The sequence below is a fragment of the Alistipes sp. UBA1686 genome (assembly GCF_002320215.1).
GTDB classification, from domain to species: Bacteria; Bacteroidota; Bacteroidia; order Bacteroidales; family Rikenellaceae; genus Alistipes; species Alistipes onderdonkii.
In genome coordinates this window covers 90125-106385 of record NZ_DCKA01000010.1, presented here as the reverse complement: position 1 = coordinate 106385, position 16261 = coordinate 90125, and the positions used below count along the sequence as shown (strand labels likewise).

Sequence of the window (16261 nt, the reverse complement as noted above, 5' to 3'; positions counted from 1 at the left end):
GCATAATGTTTGCTCCCCGCAGGGAGCGCCTTTCGTGCCGCAACATGCGCACGCTGTAACCGTTTAAAATTAAGTGTACGACTTTGACTGAGAATAAAAATATAACTCCGGGCCCCGAGGCTGTCTCCGATTGCCGGGAGCGCGCCGTGATGGTCGCCGTTGTCCGCGACAACCAGGATCCGCGGCAGGCCGAAGAGTTCCTCGACGAACTCGAATTCCTGGCCGAAACGGCCGATATCGTGAGTGTGAAACGCTTTACGCAGCGGTTGCCGCAGCCTTCGGCCCGCATATACGTCGGCCCCGGCAAGTTGGACGAGATTGCCGGATACTGCAAGGAACAGCAGATCGACGTGGCGATTTTCGACGACGAGCTCTCCCCGTCGCAGACGCGCAATATCGAAAAGGCCATGCCCTGCCGCATCCTCGACCGTACGCGCCTGATCCTCGACATCTTCATGTCGCGGGCGCAGACGGCCTATGCCAAGACGCAGGTGCAGCTGGCCAACTACGAATATATGCTGCCCCGCCTTTCGGGCATGTGGACTCACCTCGAACGGCAGCGCGGCGGTACCGGAACCCGCGGCGGTGCGGGTGAGCGAGAGATCGAGACCGACCGCCGTATCATCCGCAACCGGATCTCCAAACTCAAGGAGGATTTGCAGAAAATCGACCGTCAGATGGCCGTGCAGCGTTCGAACCGTGGTTCGATGGTGCGTGTGGCGCTGGTAGGCTATACCAACGTGGGCAAGTCCACGTTGATGAACCTGATCTCCAAAAGCGAGGTCTTTGCCGAGAACAAACTCTTTGCGACACTCGACACGACGGTGCGCAAGGTGGTTTTCGACAACCTCCCGTTCCTGCTGTCCGATACCGTGGGATTCATCCGCAAACTGCCCACCGAGCTGATCGAGTCGTTCAAATCGACGCTCGACGAGGTGCGCGAAGCCGACCTGCTGGTGCATGTGGTCGACATCTCGCATCCGCAGTTCGAAGAGCAGATCGACGTGGTGAAACAGACCCTGCAGGATATCGGCGCGGGCGACAAACCCGTTTACCTGGTCTTCAACAAGGTCGATGCCTATACCTATGTCAGGAAGGACGAGGACGACCTCACGCCCGCCACGCGCGAGAACCTGTCGCTCGACGACCTGAAAAAGAGCTGGATCGCCCGGGCAAATACCCCCTGCATTTTCCTTTCGGCGCTTGCCAAGACCAACATCGAGAAATTCCGTTCGGATCTCTACGGGATGGTACGCGAGATCCATGCCGGGCGTTACCCCTTCAACAACTTCCTCTATTGACAACCAAACTTCATACCTATGACCTTGCATATTTTGAGCAAACAGGACACCGTCCTCAACAAGTTCATCGCACAGATCCGCGATAAGTCGGTGCAGAAGGATTCGATGCGTTTCCGTCGTAACCTGGAGCGTATCGGGGAAATCACGGCCTACGAGATCTCAAAGGAGCTCGCCTATTCGCCCCGTGTCGTCGAGACGCCGCTGGGCGAAGCGGAGGTCGGGCTGATCGACGACCAGGTCGTCGTAGCGACGATCCTGCGGGCCGGGCTGCCTTACCACCAGGGATTCCTGAACTACTTCGACGATGCCGAGAACGCTTTTGTTTCGGCTTACCGTAAAAGTACGAAAGACGGCAAGTTTACGGTCAAGGTCGAGTATATCTCGTGCGGCGACCTCGAAGGCAAGGTCTTGTTGCTGGTCGATCCGATGCTCGCCACGGGCTCTTCGCTCGTGCTGGCCTATAAGGCCTTGTGCGAGAAGGGTGGTACGCCCAAATATACGCACGTTGCGGCTGTGATTGCCAGCGAACAGGGGATCGACTACGTGCAGAAGAATATGCCGCGCAAAACCACCACGGTCTGGGCGGCCGCCGTCGACGAGGAGTTGACCTCGCGCTGCTATATCGTCCCGGGTATCGGCGATGCCGGTGACCTGGCCTACGGCGAGAAGGTCTGACCCCGGCATCCCTGTGCCGGATTCATCCGGCACCGATCTGTCTCGGAAAATCCCGGTGTCGGGGGTGCCGCCGACCTCAAGCCCTGCGGTAGGGGGCGGAGAACCCGGTGTCGACCGACAAACGAACCTCTGCTCCGTATGGCGGAGGAGCCGGTGTCGGTTTCTTGCGGTGGAAAAATCCGATCCGCTGCTTCCTGTGGCCGTCTGTTCGGAACGGATGTGCCCTGCCGGGGCGGGCTTTCGGCGGGTTCCGGCACTTTGATAGGTATAACCGCCAATTTAAGATGTGCGCATGGTAAAGAAGAAGATAGCTTTTGTTTTAGCGGTGTTCTGTGCGACCGTTCTGCTGATGGCCGTCCAGAAACCCGTTTTCCTGGCCTACTATGCGGCCGATGCCGCGCAGGCTTCCGTCGGCGAATGGCTGGGCGTCGTGTGGCACGGGCTGACGCTCGACAGCACCGTCGCCGGGTATGTCACCGCACTGCCGTTGCTGCTGACCCTTGTGTCGCTGTGGGTGCGGCTGCCCGGGAGAATATGGCGGCGGGTGCTGACAGGCTATTTCGTGTTGGTCGCAACCGTCACGGCGGTCATCTTCGCCGTCGATGTCGAGTTATACCAGCATTGGGGCTTCCGCCTCGATGCAACGATCCTGATTTACCTTACCGACCCCCGGGAAGCCATGGCGAGCGTCGATTTCTGGCTTGGGGTGCGCCAGACCCTGCTGGCCGTCGCCTACGCGGCGCTCATGGTCTGGGTCTACCGCCTCGTCTGCCGCCTGTTCGACGGGGAGCCGCTCCGCCGGCGTGCGGCGCTGCTGTGGAGCCTTGTCCTGCTGCTGCTCGCCGGGTGCGATTTCCTCGCCATCCGCGGCGGGCTGGGGGCTTCGGTCGCCAATGTGTCGAAGGCCTATTTCAGTGCGAACATGTTTCTGAATCATGCGGCGACCAACCCGGTCTTTTCGTTCCTCACGAGCCTCGGCGATCATACCGACTATGCCGCCGAATACCCCTTCTTCGACGAGGCCGGACGCGAGGAACGGTTTGCCCCCTTGCGCGGGAACAACCCTTCCGCCGCCGCTCCCGAGCGGGTGCTGACGACCCCGCGCCCCAATGTCGTGGTGGTCATTCTCGAAAGTTTCGCCCGTACGGTCATGGATGCCGATGTCGGCGGCCTGCCCGTCATGCCCAACATGCAGCGCCTGAAGGGCGAAGGCATCTGGTTCGAAAATTTCTTCGCCAACTCGTTCCGCACCGACCGGGGCGAGGTGGCTATCCTGAGCGGATTCCCTGCCCAGACCCGCATGTCGATCATGAAGCTCCCGGCCAAGAGCCGTAACCTGCCCTCGCTGGCGCGTTCGCTCTCCGGCGCGGGGTATGCCACCTGCTTCTCCTATGGCGGCGACCTGAACTTCACCAACCAGGCTTCGTACATGTACGCTACGGGCTGGCAGCAGCTCACGTGGCAGAAAGACCTGCGCTTCGATACCCCGCCGGCCGACTGGGGCTATGACGACGCGGTGATGTGCGACTGGTTCGCCGACCGCGTGATCGCCCTGAGCGGGAAGGGCGAGCCGTTCCTGGCCGGCATGCTGACATTGAGCAGCCATCGCCCGTTCGACGTGCCGTTCTCGAAGTTCGACGACAAGGAACTCAACGCCTTCGCCTTTTCCGACGAGTGCGTCGGCCGTATGGTCGACAAACTGAAGGCTTCGCCGGCATGGGACAATCTGCTTCTGGTGCTGGTCGCCGACCACGGCTATCCGTGGCCGCGCAGCCTCTCTTATAACGAACCGCTGCGCCACCGCATCCCGATGATCTGGCTGGGCGGCGCCGTCGCTGCACCGCGTGTGGTCGATACCTACGCCTCGCAGATCGACATCTGCGCCACGATCCTCGGGCAGCTGGGGATCGACCATTCGGATTTCGATTACAGCAAGGATATTTTCGCCCCGACCCCCCCCCGCAAATTCGCTTACTATACGTTCAACGACGGTTTCGGCGTGGTCGATGCCTCGGGGGAGGCCGTGTGGGACGCTACGAGCGGCAAGGCCGTCAGCGAGACCGCGCCCGGCCTGCTGGATATCGGCCGCACGATGCTTCAGACAACCTATGTCGACATCGGAAACCGCTGATTCCGGGACAAATACCTGAAATTAGGTATTGCGCGGTGTGCGGTAATTCGTTATTTTTGCAGATATAGAACATATTATGTATAGAATAGGGCGATACAATTCCGACGACCGCATGTGCGACCTGGTTTGCGACCGCTATCCCGTGCTGCTTATCATGAGCCGCTTCGGTATCGCATTGGGTTTCGGTGACAAGACCATCGGCGAGGTCTGCCTCGACAGCGGGGTTGATACGGCTACTTTCCTGGCTGTCGTCAACATGCACTCCGACGACAAGGCTCCCGACCCGGAGACGATCTCGGTGGCTGCGCTCGTCGGCTACCTGCGCAATTCGCATGTCTATTTTCTCGATTTCCGGCTTCCGGCCATCCGCCGCAAGCTGATCGAGGCGATCGATTGCAGTCATAACGACGTGGCTTTCGCCATCCTGCGGTTCTTCGACGAGTACGTCGCCGAAGTGCACAAGCACATGGACTACGAGGAACAAAAGGTTTTCCCCTATGTCGAAGGGTTGCTCCGGGGGGAGCATCCCGAGGGTTATTCGATCGACATATTCCGCCGGCACCACGACCAGGTCGAGGCGAAACTCGCCGAACTGAAGCGGATCATCATCCGTTATTACCCCTCGGGTAGCACCAACGAACTGAACGGCGTGCTTTTTGACATCTTCACCTGCGAGCGCGACCTGGCGTCGCACAACGATATCGAGGATCGTCTGTTCATTCCGGCAATCAAGCGGCTCGAAGAGCAGACAGGAACGCGAGGCCGGGCATCGGGCGCACAGCCCGGGGACATGCCTCCGAGGCAACCCGCCCCCAAGAAAGGAGGCCGTCGATGAAGGCGTTGAAACTCGCCGTCGCCGAGCCTTCGGCCATCCTGCGCTGCGGCATCATCGCCGTGCTGCGCCGCCTGCCGGCCCCCGACGTCGATATCCTCGAAATCGCCGATATTTCGCAGCTCACCGCACAGTTGTCGCGCTATCGCCCCGACGTGCTGGTCGTCAACCCGGCTTCGCTGGGGTTCTGTACGCCGCAGCAACTGAGGATGCAAACCGGTTGCGAGGGCCTGCGCTGTATTGCGTTGCAAATGGCTGTGACGGACGCTGCTATGCTCAATGCCTATGATGAGGTGCTTTCGGTCTACGACCCGGTCGAGACGCTGCGCGAAAAGATCATGCAACCGGTCGGCGATGCACCCCGTGAAGAGCGCCAGGAACCGTTGAGCGCCCGCGAACGCGAGATCGTCGTCTGCATCGTCAAGGGAATGACCAACAAGCAGATAGCCGATGCACTCTGCATCTCGACCCATACGGTCATCACACATCGGCGCAACATCGTGGCCAAGTTGCAGATACACTCTCCGGCAGGGCTTACGATCTACGCCATTGTCAACAAACTGGTCGATCTCTCGGACATCCGGGATACGATCGCCGAAATATAACGGTTATGGCACACGAACACCATCATCACGACCATACGGTCACGTCGCTCAACAAAGCCTTTATCCTCGGCATTGCGCTCAACGTGGCATTCGTTGTCGTCGAATTCGCCGTCGGGCTCTATTACGGGTCGATGGGGCTGCTGTCAGATGCCGGGCACAACCTTTCCGACGTGGCGAGCCTGCTGCTGGCCATGCTGGCTTTCCGCCTTGCACAGGCCCATGCTACGCCCCGGTATACCTACGGCTATAAGAAGAGCACGGTGCTCATTTCGCTGCTCAACTCCGTGATCCTGCTCGTCGCCGTGGGGGTCATCGTTGCCGAGAGCGTGGGGCGGATGCTGCATCCGGCACCCGTCGAGGGCGGAGCCATTGCCTGGACGGCCGGCGTCGGGGTCGTAATCAACGGCTTTACGGCCTGGCTTTTCATGAAGGATAAGGACAAAGACCTGAACGTGAAAGGGGCTTATTTGCATATGGCCGCCGATGCGCTGGTGTCGGTGGGGGTGCTGGTGTCGGGTGTCGTGATCTCGTGGACGGGATGGACGATCGTAGACCCCGTCGTCGGGCTTGTCGTTGCCGCCGTGATCGTGGCATCGGTCTGGTCGCTGACGCGCGACAGCCTGCGTCTGTCGCTCGACGGCGTTCCCGTGGGTATCCGCATCGACGAGGTGGAAAAGACGATGGAGGCCGTGCCGGGTGTCAAGGCCGTGCACCACATCCATGTCTGGGCGATCAGCACTACCGAAAATGCCCTTACGGCGCATGTCGTGTTGGCAGAGCCGCCCCGTATGGAAACGGTCAAGAGACAGCTCAAAGCGGAGCTGGAAACGGCCGGGATCCATCATGTGACGCTCGAATTCGAATCTTCGGCCGAACATTGCCCCGGGACGTGCGACTGATCGCGCGACCGGCCGGGAGGGACTGTGTGCCTGCCTTTTGCGGGTTCCTCCGGTTTTTCCGCCCTGCGGGGGCACGTATGCTGTCTGAAAAAACAATCCGACCCGGAAAGGTCGGATGTTTTTATTGTCCCGGGCAGCATTTGTGCCTTTCGGGCTTTGTCTTCCTGCGGGTTCAGGGTACCGGGTCGTAACCGCTGCCTCCCCACGGATGGCACCGTGCGAGCCGCCGGAGCGTCAGCCACAGCCCCTTCAACGGCCCGTATTTACGCAGTGCTTCGAGGGCATATTGCGAGCAGGTCGGCGTGAAGCGGCACGACGGAGGCGTGAACGGGGAGATGCAGAGCTGGTAGAACTTCACCAACGCGATCAGCGGCAGGGCGCAGATGCGTTTAAAGGTGTTCCACGACTGTTTCCAGAATCCGGCGGACTGCATTTTGAATGGTTTTATAGGGCAGCACCTCTTTCGAGGAGTAGATCAGCGCCAGGTCGAGGTTCGCCGGGCTGCCGTTCTTCAACGTCTGTTTCTGCAACCGGTATGCCTCCTTGATACGGCGCCGCAGCAAGTTGCGTTTGTTGGCCCGCTTGTGGAATTTCTTGGGCACGGAGAACAATACCTCGACCGAAGGTATCTCGTCGGCCTCGGCGAACCAGACGTACCGGAACGGGAAGATAAACCCGCTCTCCCCGCTCTCGAACATGCGGCGCACGGCACCGAGCGAACGGAGCCGTTCCGTGCGGGGAAGCGAGCAGTCGGGCATGGCTATTTTATTTGCGGGGTTCGGCAGTGCGGCGCGTGCGGCTCTTTTTGGCCAGTTTATGCTGCTGGCTGCGGATGAACTCCTCTTTTTCCGTATCGGTAACCAACTCTACAGGTTCTATCTCCTCGCCTTTATGAACCTTCTGCAAATAGATGTCGACGGCCTTGGCCATCGACGGGGCCACCGGGGTCGGGGCATTGGCCTGTACCGTGATGCCTGCCGCAAGGGCAGCGCGCAGCGTGCCTTCACCGAATACCGCCACGGCGGGCAGGTTTTCGGTGCCGAACTTGTCGGCAAGGGTCTTGACGTCCGAAGGCGAATAGAGCGCCAGCAGTCCGTAATCCGTAAGCTGTACGTCTTCGAGTTCCGAAGCCACCGTGCGTGCCAGGATGACGGGGTCTACCGCCAGCTTGAGCTTGGCAAGCGTCTCGGGCAGCTCGGGTTTGTGGGGCTCGCTCAGCGCCAGCAGGAATTTCTCGTCCTTATGTTTGATTATCAGTTCGATGAATGACGTGAACGATCCGTCGGCGAACGAAATCTTGCGTTTGCGGTAAACGATATATTTTTGCAGGTAGAGTGCCACGGCTTCCGTCTGGCAGATGTATTTCATGGTTTCCGGCACGGTGATGCGGGCTTCCTCGCAGATATGGAAAAAGCTGTCTACCGTCGTGCGCGACGTGAAAATAACGGCCGTATGTGTCAGTATCTCGACCCGCTGGGCACGGAACTCCTTCAGGGATACGCCCACGACACGTATAAAAGGTTTATAGGCGATCTCTACGTTGTATTTCTCGGACAATTCGTAGAACGGGGACTTCTCTATAACTGCGGGCCTCGGCTGCGAAACCAATACTTTTTTAACTTTCAATGCTGACCTAAGTTTTACGTTGTTCTTCAATCACTGAATCACCTTGCCACGAGCAGCCATAACAGGCTGACCGGGAAGACTTCCACGATGCAAAGGTACAAAATCCAATGCAAAATCGAAACTTTTTTGGAAATAAACAGGTTCAGCACCTCCCTGAGGTATAAGATAGCCGTTACGATCAACTCGATGACAATGATGCAGAACCAGACGCCTCCGGTACCCCGGGGACAGAGGGCGAAGAGCAGGAGTACGGGTGACGTGACGATGACGGCAAGGGTGAAGTAGGTGCGTTTCAGCAGGATGACCTGCGAGATGAAGGGCTGCGAAAGCGTTACCGCCCCGGCCATCCTTACGGTTGCCAGCTGGAAGAGCACCACCCCCATGCAGGCAAGCGTCGCCAGCAGGCTCAGGGCCAGCACGGCTCCGTGCGGAAGGAGTTCGGTCAGGCGTCCCGGCATCAGGGAATCCCCGTATTTGACGACCATGACCCCCATGAAGAGCATGCCGATCGTCGTGGCGATATTCAGGAAGCGCGAAAACCCGCTGCCGCCGGGGTCTTCGGTCAGGCGTTCTCCCGTGGCCCTGTCGCGCGAAACACGTGTCAGCAGCAGGCGCACATCTTCCAGATTGCGGTAGAGGAGCATGGCATAGGTTGCGGCCAGCAACAGCACGAAACCCTGGAAAACGGGATTTTCGGTGAGCGACTCCGCCCGGGCGGAATATATCGGCTGCTGCGGAACCAGCACGGATGCCGTGCCGAAGACCTCCGCGGCCGGGACGTCGTGCCAGGGCGTTGCCGGCAGCTCCGGGAACGGGTCGCCGAAGGGGAGGAACGGAAATTCGCCGTCCGCGGCACTGTCTGCGGCGAGCGTGTCGCCTGAGGTCGTATTTCCCGTATTGTCCGTCGGGGACTGTGCCTGGAGCGTCCGTGCTGCGGGCGAGTCCCCCGGGCGCGTCGCGGGCATACCTGCATGGCGATGCGGTACGGAATCCCCGGACGGGGCCGCGGCCTGTGGCGTGGCGGAACCCCCGGTGCCGTGTATCGGCGCAACGCCGGATTCCTGCGTTGGGGGCAGCGGAACCGGCACGGTATGTCTCAGCGTGTCGGTCATTCCTCGAATATACGTTTGAGCGTGATGCGGATCGTCGTGCCATTGCCGATCTCCGATTCCGTCACGCCGATCTTCCCCTGGTGGTAATCCTCCACGATGCGGCGCGAAAGCGAGAGCCCGAGCCCCCAGCCACGGGTCTTGGTCGTGAATCCCGGTTCGAAGATACGCTTCCAGTTCCCCTTGGGGATGCCCTTGCCGGTATCCTTGACGTCGATCATCACGTTCTTGTCGTCCGACGAGATGCGCACGTCGATCGACCCGTGCCCCTGCAGGGCGTCGAGCGAGTTTTTCATCAGGTTCTCGACCACCCATTCGAACAGTGCGGCGTTGATGTTGGCCTGCACGGGGGCGATGGCCAGCCCGTTATAGTCGAGCGTCACGTTGCGCGGGATGCGCTTGCGGAAATACATGACCGATTCGCCCACGACTTCGTTGATGTTGGCCGGGGTAAGGGGCGTTTCGGAGCCGATCTTCGAGAAGCGGTCGACGATCTTCATCAGGTGCGTGAGGTCTTTGTTCATCTCCTCCACGGCGCTTTGATCCACGTCCTGCGAGCGCAGGTATTCGATCCACCCGAGCAACGACGAGGTGGGGGTACCCAGTTGGTGTGCCGTCTCCTTCGCCAGCCCGATCCACACCCGGTTCTGCTCGTCGTGTTTCGAAGACCGGAATGCGATGAACCCCAGCAGGATAAAGGCCGTTATGACCAATATCTGGACATAGGGGAAGTAGTAGAGCGATTTGAGCAGTGCCGATCGCCCGTAGAAGATGATGTGGTAGTGGTCGTTGGACCACCAGAAGCGCACCGTGCGCGGGGTGTTCTCGGCCGTGAATTTGTCGATCTGCCTGCGCAGCCGGTCGGGGTGGTCGATGATCTTTTCGGGAACCAGGTGGAATTGGAGTACCTCCAGGTTCTCGTTGGTCATGATGAACGGGATGTTGTTGCCGTTCGACACGATGTCGGTGATGAGCGGGTCTTCCATCGAGCCTCCCATCACGTTGCGGTTCGCACGTTCCATCGCATGGGCCCACAGTGCCACGTCGTGCTGCTCCTTTTCCTTCAGGCGCTTGGCCATGTTGTTGGTGTAGAGCAGCGACACCATGCCGAGGGATACCCCCACGATGATGACCACCACGCGGTTGCGGAACGAGAATATGTCGCGGCGGATTTTCATGGCCTGTGTTTATTTACGCGGGGTGTCCTGCTCGGTGACGATCCGCGCGTACTCCTGCCTGTTGCCGAGTATTTCGATGGCTTTCAGCACGTCCCCGTCGTCGGGAAGCGAATGCTCGATGACGCCTTCCGAATAGCCGTGGCGCAGTACGATGTCGTTGTTGATCGACTCGACGATCTCCTTGCGGTAGGTTTCAAGATTGGTCGCCGTGTCGTCCCGGAGCGTCGAGTCGATGGCTGCGATCTGCTGTTCCACCTCTTCGAAGCGATCCGTTTTGGCAGCCTCGCGCAGTTTCTTGAGTGCCCGCCGCGTATCCGACTCATAGGGAACCTCCTTGTCCTTCATGAACTCGGCGAACTCGGCGTAATCACCGTCCGTGATCGAGAACGTGCGGATGTCGATCTGTTGTCCCGGGTGCCGGCGTACGTATTCGTCCCCGAAATCCTCGATGAATCCCAGCGCATAGAGCGTCATGGCGAAGCGGCTGATGTACTCCGGTTCGGTGCGGATGTCGGGCATGATGCCGCCCCCGTCGTAGACCTTGCGTCCGGCGCGGGTCGTGTATTCCGAGATGAGCGAGTCGGGTACCGAGCGAACGGTACCCTCCTGCGAGTGGGAATAGTCGATGGCCTGTATGCAGCGTCCCGAAGGGATGTAGTATTTGGCGGTGGTGAGCTTCAGCATGGCGTTGTATCCCAGCGGGCGCGGGGTCTGCACGAGCCCTTTGCCGTAGCTGCGCTGGCCGATGATGACCGCGCGGTCGAGATCCTGCAACGCTCCCGTCACGATCTCCGATGCCGATGCCGAGTTGCCGTTGACGAGCACCGCCAGCGGCAAGTCCGGGAGTATCGGTTCCGATTCGGTGCGGTATACCCGGCGCGAATCTTCCGTGCGGCCTTTGGTGCTCACCACTTCGGTGCCTTTCGGGACGAACATCCCCAGTATCTTCACGGCCTCCTGCATGATGCCGCCGCCGTTGCTGCGGTAATCGAGGATCAGCCCCTTCAGTTCGCCCTCCGAACGCAGCCGTTCGATGGCCGCCCGCATATCCTCGTAACAACCTTCGGTGAAATCGCTGTGGCGGATGTACCCGATGCCTTCGGCCACCCATCCCGCGTAGGGTACGCCCGGAATGGCGATCCGTTCGCGTTGCAGGGTGACGGTCTCGGTGCCGCCCGTCAGGTGTTCGACGGTCACCCTGACCTTGCTGCCCGGGTCTCCCTTGAGGCGCGAGCTGACCTGCTCGGTGGTGAAGCCCTTGGCATCTTTGCCGTCGATGGCGAGGATCTTGTCGCCGATCTTCAGCCCGGCGCGGTCGGCGGGCGATCCCTTGTAGGGCTGGGCGATCGTTACCCAGTCGCCTTTCTTGCGGATGAGCGAACCCACGCCGCCGTATTTACCGGTGGTGAGCAGCTCGAAGTTGGACATCTGGTCTTCGGGGATGAACTCCGTGTAGGGGTCGAGGTCGCTGACCATGCCTTCTGCGGCACCTTCCATCAGCTTGTCCGGGTCTACCGGGTCGACATAGCCGAGCGAAAGTTCGCGCATCATATTGACCGTGATCTCCATGTTGCGCCCCAGCCCGAAGTCGTTGCGGGCCGCAAAGGTCAAAAGGGCTGCCGCCGAGGCCGCAATGACGGCCGTGAGCAGGTATCTGTATCCTTTCCTAATCATGTTTACTCATTTGTATGTACGAATCCAGCCGGTATTCGACCCGGGCGACGCCGCGGCGTATGCCGTCGATCTGAATCCACTGTCCGTATTGTGAAACCTTTATTTCGTCCTCTCCCAGCAGCATCAGCTTGCGCAGCGGGCCGTCGGCGCGGAATGTCATCACCCCGTCTTCCTCTCCGCGCAGCGAAAAGCCTGCCGACTTGAAGGCGTTGATGATCTGTTCGCGGTTCTCCTCCACGTCGCCTTCGACCTTGCGCACCACGAACCCGAATTTCGGGTATAGCGCCGCAAGCACCACGATTGCCGCGAACAGCGTCGCGTAACGGCTGGTGTGGAACATTACGTAGACTGTCTGGTCGAGGGTCAGTGCCGAAGTCCCCGTTGCGAGCATCAGGGCCAGGATGGCTACACAGATAACGCACAGGGCGACGAAATATTTTAACGAGCGGATGAAGTATTTCATAACAGTGATTTTTGTTGGATTTGTATCGTTACAATGCCGTTGTCGGTCGTAGCCGCCGCCGGCGCCGTTTGCAATTTTGACCTCATCCTAAACCTCTTCTGTGGGAGGGGCTTGTTGCATGCGGTCGTTTTTCTGTTTATCATCTTCTCCCAATTTGCCCGATGCGGTCGGCAACCTCCTGCATCAGCCATTTGGGGGTCGACGTGGCGCCGCATATTCCGACCGACTCGGCACCCGGGAACCATGCCGGGTCGATCTCGGCGGCCTCCTCGACCGTATGTGTCCGGGCGTTCGCCCTGCGGCACACCTCCGAGAGCACCTTGCCGTTCGACGACTTGCGCCCGCAGACGAACACCACCACGTCGAAGCGGCGTGCGAATTCTGCCAGGTGTTGTTCGCGGTTCGATACCTGCCGGCAGATCGTGTCATCGATCCGCACCCCGTCCGGATGTGCTGCCCGGCGGCGCATCTCGGCACCCAGGGCCTCGAACAGGGCGATGCTCTGGGTCGTCTGCGACAGGAAATAGACCGGCCGCGTAAAGTCGATCAGGCCGAGGTCTTCCTCGCCTTCGATGACGATGGTCGGTGCCTGCACCTGTCCCGTGAGCCCCACGACTTCCGCATGGCCCCGTTTGCCGAGGATCACAACCTGTCCTCCGACGGGGTGCATCTGTTCGTGTGCCTTCACCACGCGGTTCTGCAAACGGGCGACCACCGGGCAGGTGGCGTCGATCACCCCGATGCCGAGCTTTTTCGCGCGCGCGAAAGTCGTGGGCGGTTCCCCGTGGGCGCGGATGAACAGCCGCCGGCCGCCCAGTGCGGGCATGTCGGCGTGGGTTACGGTGCGCAGCCCCAGCCGTTCGAGGCGCTGCACTTCGATGCGGTTGTGGACGATGTCGCCCAGCGAATAGACCGTACTCCCCTCGGCGAGGGCTTTCTCGGCCTCCGAAATAGCCCGGACTACGCCGAAGCAGAAGCCCGATTTGTCATCGATCTCTATTCGCAACCCTTTCACTGTGCCCTGCGCACGGCGATCCGTGCTTCTATCTGGTAACTTGTTCGAATTCCTTCCTGAACCACGCCATCTGCTCGCCGACCGTCATGCAGCTGTTGTCGAGTACGATGGCGTCTTCGGCCTGCCTGAGCGGCGATATCGCACGCCCCATATCGGCCTTATCGCGCTCGCGCACGTTGCGTTCGATCTCCTCGAGCGACACCGGGTCTCCCTTGGCGCGCAGCTCGTCATAGCGGCGGCAGGCGCGAACCCGCGGGTCGGCCGTCATAAAAATCTTCAGTTCGGCATCGGGAAAAACCACCGTGCCGATGTCGCGGCCGTCCATCACCACGCCGCGGCGGCGCCCCATCTCCTGCTGCATGGCCACCAGTTTCCTGCGTACTGCGGCGATGGCGCTCACGCGGCTCACGCAGTTGCTCACCTCGATCGTGCGGATCTTGCCTTCGACCAGGTCGCCGTTGACGTAGATGTCGCTGGCACCGCGTTCGGGGTTGAAACGGAACGTGATGGCGATCTGGTCGAGCAGCCTGACGACTGCGTCCTCGTCGACGATGCCCGACCGGATCGCACCGTGTTCCAACGCATAGAGCGTGACGGCGCGGTACATGGCACCGGTGTCGATGAAGATGTAACCCAGCTCGCGGGCGATGGCTTTGGCGAACGTACTCTTGCCGCACGACGAAAAGCCGTCGATGGCGATTATGATCTTGTGTTTGTTATCCGACATTGGGGAATATATCAAAGAATGTTGAAAGTATCGTGTAAATACCCAGTATCCCGATGATAAGGCCGGCGACATGGTTGATCGTCAGCATGTGGCGCGGGCGGAAGCGGCGGCGGAAAAGGTTGATGACGAAGGCCAGCATCGTCCACCAGGCTGCGGCGCCGCCGAAGAATCCGGCGATGATGAACATGGCGCGGAAGAAGCCTCCCACGCCTTCGTGCGTGATGTCGCCGCCCGAAATCTTGAATACCGCGAAGAAGGCGAGGATGTAGGGGATCACCATGATGAAATTGGCGATCGTCAGCCCGAAGATCGAGGCGAAGTCCTGCCACAGCGACGTCTTGCCCGCCCGGTTGCGGCGTATCTGCGGTACGGGGTTCTGGGCGAAGATGTAGACGCCGACGATTACCACGAAGATGCCGCCTATCACGCGCAGCAGGGTGTTGTACTGTTCGATCTGGGTCTGGAGCATCGAGTAGAAAAACAACGCTGCCATGGCCATGAAGGTGTCGGCACAGGCTACGCCCAGGCCGGAGACGATTCCCGAACGACGGCTTTTCGACAGGGTGCGCTGGATGCACAGCACGGCCACGGGGCCTACCGTGATCGATGCCGCCACGCCTACGCAGATGCCACGGAACATAATGTCCAAGATTTCCAATCCCATTTTCTTCGGTTGCGGAGTTTCAGGCAACAAAGATACGAAAAACCTCGGACATCCGTCAAGGCCGGGTGAAAAAAGGGCGCGGCCGATTGTCGGAAATGGCCGATATGTTGATAAAATATCGAAAACTTTGGCCGCAGAGTTGTATACTGACAGTCGAAAGTCGGTAAATTTGCAGAAACAACAAGCGCGGGCCTATGGCAGAAATGAAACAATTCGGGATCGACCTCGAACTCGACGATACGGTGGCCCAGGGCCACTATTCGAACCTGGCGATCATATCCCACTCCACCTCGGAATTCATTATCGATTTTGCCGCGGTGCTTCCCGGCGTGCAGAAAGCCCGCGTCAAGAGCCGCATTATCCTCACGCCCGAACACGCCAAACGGCTGTTGCGTTCGCTGCAGGAGAATATCGTGCGTTATGAAAGCAATGTGGGCAAGATCGAAATACCCACTCCTCCGCCGGTTCCCGAAACGGGTCCCAAGATGGGTGAAGCTTAAAATCGCAACAGCCCGACCGTTTTTCGGCCGGGCTGTTTTTATCCGTTATCTGGAAAGTTCTTTTTCGATAGCCGCCGCTATGCGTTCCAGCTCCTCCTGTGCCGCACCCAGCGACCCGAGGACGATGCGGCCGTTGCGGTCGATTACGAAGGAGCGCGGGACGCCCTGCTCCGCATAAAGGCCGAATACCCGTTTATCCGGATCCATTGCCGTCAGGTCGCGCAGATAAGCGTAATTATGCTGTTCGTCGCCTGCGAAAAACTTGTCGAGGCTCTCTTTCGAATCGGTATAGGCGACCGGCAGGAATACGAATTCGCTGTCTGCGGCAAACCGTTCGAGAATGATTTTCGGCAGGGCTTCCGGCGCCAGTTCCCGCAGGCAGGGGCCGCACCAGGTAGCCCAGAAGTTCAGCAGCACGACTTTGCCGCGCAGGGCTGTAAGCGTGAGATCCCCTCCGGCATATTTCGCGGCCCGGAAATCGGCCGCCAGGTCGCCCTCCTTGAGCAGGGTGTGCTGCTCGTAGATTCCTCGTACCAGTTGCATCGCTTTTTCATGCGGGGTCGCAGTGTTTTTTTCCTGTTGCCCGGTGGCCGGAGCCTGTTCCCCGCCTTCGGGTTTTAATTTTATACGCACTACGGGCAATCCGTTTTCCACCGAATTCGCCATGGATTCGATTGTACCCGCGGGTAGCTTCAATAGCTCTTCACGGGTGGTTTCCCGTCCGTCGATGTAATATTTGCCGGTTTGCGCCTTGCCGGGGAGTACGGTTGTCAATGCGATCATGGCCGCCAGGAGCGGAAGGATTCGTTTCATGCGATTGGTTTTCTGCAAATATAACTAAAAAATCTTCACATGAAACTAT

The 16261-nt window shown here is 59.6% G+C and carries 18 protein-coding genes; 7 read left to right on the top strand and 11 right to left on the bottom strand.

What is annotated here, in order from left to right; translation table 11 throughout:
* The first annotated feature begins 83 nt into the window (after nt 1-83).
* The 6 genes from hflX (at nt 84) to B3C38_RS03585 (ending at nt 6443) form a co-directional block, all read left to right on the top strand.
* Entirely contained in the window at nt 84-1301 is a 1218-nt protein-coding gene (gene hflX, locus B3C38_RS03610; RefSeq protein ID WP_414630897.1) for a GTPase HflX, read from the top strand.
* 18 nt (nt 1302-1319) lie between these two features.
* Complete coding sequence (gene upp / locus B3C38_RS03605; RefSeq protein WP_055202112.1) at nt 1320-1976, top strand: uracil phosphoribosyltransferase; 657 nt, start codon at nt 1320-1322, stop codon at nt 1974-1976.
* 292 nt (nt 1977-2268) lie between these two features.
* A complete protein-coding gene (locus tag B3C38_RS03600; RefSeq protein ID WP_286725419.1) occupies nt 2269-4107 on the top strand; it encodes an LTA synthase family protein in 1839 nt (612 codons plus the stop codon).
* 76 nt (nt 4108-4183) lie between these two features.
* On the top strand, nt 4184-4942 hold the full coding sequence (locus B3C38_RS03595) for a hemerythrin domain-containing protein (RefSeq protein ID WP_232045721.1): 759 nt from the start codon (nt 4184-4186) through the stop codon (nt 4940-4942).
* Nucleotides 4939-5544: a response regulator transcription factor gene (locus B3C38_RS03590; protein ID WP_286725416.1), complete on the top strand. Its 606-nt coding sequence runs from the start codon at nt 4939-4941 to the stop codon at nt 5542-5544. Before B3C38_RS03595 ends, B3C38_RS03590 begins: the two co-directional genes overlap by 4 nt.
* Nucleotides 5545-5549: 5 nt before the next feature.
* Nucleotides 5550-6443 (top strand): cation diffusion facilitator family transporter, encoded by an 894-nt coding sequence (locus B3C38_RS03585; RefSeq protein ID WP_286725414.1) that lies wholly within the window; start codon nt 5550-5552, stop codon nt 6441-6443.
* A 172-nt stretch (nt 6444-6615) separates the two neighbouring features.
* Here the strand turns inward: B3C38_RS03585 and yidD are convergent, their stop codons facing one another.
* From yidD to B3C38_RS03535, 10 genes are all read right to left on the bottom strand, one after another.
* Nucleotides 6616-6876, bottom strand: coding sequence for a membrane protein insertion efficiency factor YidD (yidD, locus tag B3C38_RS03580; RefSeq protein WP_018697015.1), 261 nt, complete (start codon nt 6874-6876; stop codon nt 6616-6618).
* Nucleotides 6833-7201, bottom strand: coding sequence for a ribonuclease P protein component (locus B3C38_RS03575; protein ID WP_082426542.1), 369 nt, complete (start codon nt 7199-7201; stop codon nt 6833-6835). The genes yidD and B3C38_RS03575 overlap by 44 nt, the downstream gene beginning before the upstream one ends.
* A gap of 7 nt (nt 7202-7208) precedes the next feature.
* A complete protein-coding gene (locus tag B3C38_RS03570) occupies nt 7209-8069 on the bottom strand; it encodes a uroporphyrinogen-III synthase (RefSeq protein WP_286725408.1) in 861 nt (286 codons plus the stop codon).
* Between the two features lie 38 nt (nt 8070-8107).
* The gene (locus tag B3C38_RS03565) at nt 8108-9181 is read right to left on the bottom strand and encodes a DUF4271 domain-containing protein (RefSeq protein WP_286725406.1); all 1074 of its coding nucleotides are present in this window, start codon (nt 9179-9181) and stop codon (nt 8108-8110) included.
* Complete coding sequence (locus B3C38_RS03560; protein WP_286725404.1) at nt 9178-10356, bottom strand: sensor histidine kinase; 1179 nt, start codon at nt 10354-10356, stop codon at nt 9178-9180. The genes B3C38_RS03565 and B3C38_RS03560 overlap by 4 nt, the downstream gene beginning before the upstream one ends.
* Before the next feature lie 9 nt (nt 10357-10365).
* Complete coding sequence (locus B3C38_RS03555) at nt 10366-12030, bottom strand: S41 family peptidase (RefSeq protein ID WP_286725402.1); 1665 nt, start codon at nt 12028-12030, stop codon at nt 10366-10368.
* Nucleotides 12023-12493, bottom strand: a complete 471-nt coding sequence (locus B3C38_RS03550; protein ID WP_055202124.1) for a hypothetical protein — start codon at nt 12491-12493, stop codon at nt 12023-12025. The genes B3C38_RS03555 and B3C38_RS03550 overlap by 8 nt, the downstream gene beginning before the upstream one ends.
* 139 nt (nt 12494-12632) lie before the next feature.
* Complete coding sequence (locus B3C38_RS03545; protein WP_172678676.1) at nt 12633-13499, bottom strand: 4-hydroxy-3-methylbut-2-enyl diphosphate reductase; 867 nt, start codon at nt 13497-13499, stop codon at nt 12633-12635.
* Between the two features lie 37 nt (nt 13500-13536).
* The gene (cmk, locus tag B3C38_RS03540; protein ID WP_055202128.1) at nt 13537-14235 is read right to left on the bottom strand and encodes a (d)CMP kinase; all 699 of its coding nucleotides are present in this window, start codon (nt 14233-14235) and stop codon (nt 13537-13539) included.
* Nucleotides 14225-14899 carry a LysE family translocator gene (locus tag B3C38_RS03535; protein WP_117507850.1) on the bottom strand — a complete coding sequence of 225 codons (675 nt, stop codon included), beginning with the start codon at nt 14897-14899 and terminating at the stop codon, nt 14225-14227. Before B3C38_RS03535 ends, cmk begins: the two co-directional genes overlap by 11 nt.
* A 194-nt stretch (nt 14900-15093) precedes the next feature.
* On the opposite strand from B3C38_RS03535, the gene B3C38_RS03530 reads away from it, so the two are divergent.
* Nucleotides 15094-15399, top strand: a complete 306-nt coding sequence (locus tag B3C38_RS03530) for a DUF3467 domain-containing protein (protein WP_055202132.1) — start codon at nt 15094-15096, stop codon at nt 15397-15399.
* A 45-nt stretch (nt 15400-15444) separates the two neighbouring features.
* Here B3C38_RS03530 and B3C38_RS03525 read toward each other — a convergent pair whose 3' ends face one another.
* Complete coding sequence (locus B3C38_RS03525) at nt 15445-16212, bottom strand: TlpA family protein disulfide reductase (RefSeq protein ID WP_117507848.1); 768 nt, start codon at nt 16210-16212, stop codon at nt 15445-15447.
* Between the last annotated feature and the right edge of the window lie 49 nt (nt 16213-16261).